This is a genomic window from Microcoleus sp. BM001215392 (assembly GCF_036700185.1).
Lineage (GTDB): Bacteria > Cyanobacteriota > Cyanobacteriia > Cyanobacteriales > Microcoleaceae > Microcoleus.
The window spans coordinates 1-3,076 of record NZ_JAUBOJ010000576.1 but is presented as its reverse complement, the minus strand read 5'-3'; the positions used below and the strand labels follow the sequence as shown (position 1 = coordinate 3,076).

Annotated in this window: 3 protein-coding genes; 2 read left to right on the top strand and 1 reads right to left on the bottom strand. The window is 48.3% G+C overall.

All coding sequences use genetic code 11. The annotated features are described in order from the left end of the window. Window positions 1-189 precede the first annotated feature (189 nt). On the bottom strand, window positions 190-1,554 hold the full coding sequence (locus QT974_RS32860; protein WP_333472553.1) for a lipid-A-disaccharide synthase-related protein: 1,365 nt from the start codon (window positions 1,552-1,554) through the stop codon (window positions 190-192). A gap of 207 nt (window positions 1,555-1,761) precedes the next feature. Between QT974_RS32860 and QT974_RS32855 the strand changes: the two genes are divergently transcribed. Next, window positions 1,762-1,908, top strand: coding sequence for a hypothetical protein (locus QT974_RS32855; protein WP_333472552.1), 147 nt, complete (start codon window positions 1,762-1,764; stop codon window positions 1,906-1,908). A 233-nt stretch (window positions 1,909-2,141) separates the two neighbouring features. Then, window positions 2,142-2,828 carry a GUN4 domain-containing protein gene (locus QT974_RS32850; protein ID WP_333472551.1) on the top strand — a complete coding sequence of 229 codons (687 nt, stop codon included), beginning with the start codon at window positions 2,142-2,144 and terminating at the stop codon, window positions 2,826-2,828. The last annotated feature ends 248 nt before the right edge of the window (window positions 2,829-3,076 follow it).

Sequence of the window (3,076 nt, the reverse complement as noted above, 5' to 3'; positions counted from 1 at the left end):
ATTGCATAGAAATGTTAAAGCTGTTTGATCGTTCGGAATGCGAGTCCGCATCCAATCGGAGGACTCGCATTCCGAACGATCGAACGACGGAAGTTAGTAATTAGCGAACAATATTTTTTAAAATAAAGTACAATTAAAGATATTCGGTAGGGATACAATATTGTTGTATTCCTAGTATATTGCAGGCAATTAAGAATTGTTGGATGCGCCGAACTGTTTAATTAAGCACTTGGCAATTCGGGCTGATGCACCGCCTTCTCCCATGCGGCGCCAGCCATTTTCAGCGATGAGCTGCAACCTGTCTGGGTCGCGGAGCAAAGACTGCACGGTGCCGGCAACTTCGGCGGGATGTTTGACTAAAATTAATGACGGGCCTAAGAGACGACTTTGAGCTTCGGCAAAAGCGCGAGTAAATTGCGGGCCGTTTCCGGGAATGGCGATCGCGGGTTTTCCTAAACCGACAAATTGTTCTGTAGCTGTTCCGGCCATTGCGATCGCTAAATCGGCTTCGGACAAACAATCGTTAAAAGTTTGTTGAGTTAAAATCATCGTGGCATTTCTCTGCACAAATGTCAACGGCAATAGCAAATTAGGAGAGGCTTGCCGAATTTCTTGAGCGTTAGAAATAGGAGGTCGCAAAATACTTCCTTCTCGCCGCTGCGTTCTAGTTTCGCCGTCTTGGCGCCAGCCGAAAAATTCTAAACTTGGTCGCAAAGCTTCTAAGTTTAACTGAGGGGAAATCGCTCCGAAAAATAACAATTTGCGATCGGCAAACAGCGACAAAATTCCGGCTACAGCCTCTACTATTAGCAGCCAATTAGCATAGGCTTCCGGCGCTCGGGAACCTGGCAGTAAGGTGATGACGAGCGATCGCTCCATTTCCCGAAACTCTGCATCAGGGCCGTAAAAACGGGCGGGGTTTTCCGGTTCGAGTCCGTCCATCATGGGATTTCCGAGATTGTGGGCGGGAATTCCGAGCTTTTGTAGAGTCTCGGCGGTGAGGGAGTCCCTGACAAAAACGGCTTTACAGGCTTTTCTGGTCATCAACCAGCGCTCCCAAGGGAAGTAAACCGATCGCGACCAAATCTTCCAAGCCCAGGGGCGGGATTTGCGAGCCAGAAGCCCTTCCTCGTCCCGCAGGTGATACTCAGACTTGGCTGTACCGAGAAACGCATAGGGCGCGCCACTGAGCCAAGCAAACAGCAGGGGTACGATATCGCCGCAGGCTAAGATGGCGCCGTCTTGATTCTCAGATTGTTGTGGCGATCGCACCCAAGCGCGGATGGCTTTAAACTGAGCTAGGGTCAACTGAAGCAGACCGCCTTTGACATCGCGCAAAAATTCCTTTCCGTCCATGTAAATAAAGCCGCCTGAAGGCATCCGCTGCACCGGGCCGATGATGCGGGCGTTTTCTAGTTGAGCGAAAGCTTGCCCTTCGCCCACTAGCGGAAACACGGCTATTTCTGGGGGATGCGGGTGCTGTTGCAGTTCCCGCAAGATGCGAAGGGCGATCGCGTCTTCTCCGTGGCCGTTACTGAGGCAAAGTAATTTCAATCCCAACTCTCTCAAAAACTCTATTGTCAAAAAATAACCAGAAAACCCTGGGACTTCAGTCTCGGGATCGAAGGCTACTTTACACTTTAGTTTACCAGAAATTTTTTGTTTAAAATAGTACAAAACACCTTCATTCAGTTGACAGTTGACAGTTGACCGCTTGACAGTTGAGGGCGACCTCTACCTGGAAGTCCGAGGATTGGACTAATGAATCTTCTTTTTTTACTTTCTCCCGATCGGGCTTTGGGCTTTAAACCATTTTTTTTTGGTAAAATGTACCCACAGCAGGCGCCGCTCAAAATCTTTGCTGTCCCCAAAAAAAGCTGGCATTTAACAGCAGTTGCATTGCGGTGAGAGTTGGAGATATAGTTTGTTGGTTGTTAGATTTCAGTGAGATTTTGCACAAATTTTAGTAGCCCGGTTGTGGGTTTGATTGTTAAAGATTTACAACATCCACTGCTATTTCGACTTGGACAGTGTTAAATTGAGATTGCCCGTAAAAAAATACTGTTTCATCAGGCGAGTGGCAACGGCACATACTGTTAGAAAGGACGGGTATAAGCGATGGGCAGGAAATACTGAAAAATATGGCAAAGAATAATAGACCAGCTTTGATCCTAACTTTGTTCGTCGTTTTGGGGCTATTTAGCCTTGCTGGAGCAGTAGTTTGGCTGGGTCTGAGAATGCAGTCGAACAACCCAACAGCTTCAGTAGCGCCGGTTTCTTCCGCTAGTGGAGGAAGTGCAGAAATACTCCAGCAATCGGGCGAGACGGCCCAAGAATTAAATCAAGTTCCGCTGGAGAGCGATCGCGGTGTAGACTATCGGAAACTCCGCGATAATTTGTTACAGAAAAACTGGAGAGCCGCCGATCGCGAAACCTACGAACGTTTGCTAGAGGCGGCGGGCCCGAAAGCCCGATCGGTGGGGATGATTCCTAAAGAAGAAATGGAGTTGCTACCTTGTAAAGATTTGCAAACGGTCGATCGACTGTGGAGTAGCGCCAGTAACGGCTTATTTGGCTTTACGGCCCAGCAGGGCGTGCTCAGGGCTCTCGGAGACTACCGCAAAATGTACGATGAGGTGGGATGGCAAAATCGATCGGGCGAATGGGCGATCGAATGGACATACAACCCGCAAATCAAACGCATGGATTACAAACCTGGAAAAGAACCAAACTTTACCAAACCCCCAGCCGGCCATTTCCCTACAGTTGAACGGGGCTATAACTTTGATGCTTCCTTAGACGCTGCACTCAAAAGGTGCAAATTCTGAATTGGGCAGTGGGCATTGGGCATTGGGCATTGGGCATTGGGCATTGGGCATTGGGAATTGGGCAGTGGGCATTGGGCATTGGGCATTGGCTTGCGCAGGGAATTGGGAATTGGGCATTGGGCATTGGGCATTGGGCATTGGGCATTGGCTTGCGCAGGGAATTGAGCATTGGGCATTGGAACTGACAACCAATAACTAATAACTAATAACTAATAACTAATAACTAATAACTAATAACTAATGACTAA

Excerpts from the sequence above, each read along its gene's own strand:
- QT974_RS32855 (WP_333472552.1), top strand. The coding sequence starts at position 1,762 with ATGAATCTTCTTTTTTTACTTTCTCCCGATCGGGCTTTGGGCTTTAAA.
- QT974_RS32850 (WP_333472551.1), top strand. The coding sequence starts at position 2,142 with ATGGCAAAGAATAATAGACCAGCTTTGATCCTAACTTTGTTCGTCGTT.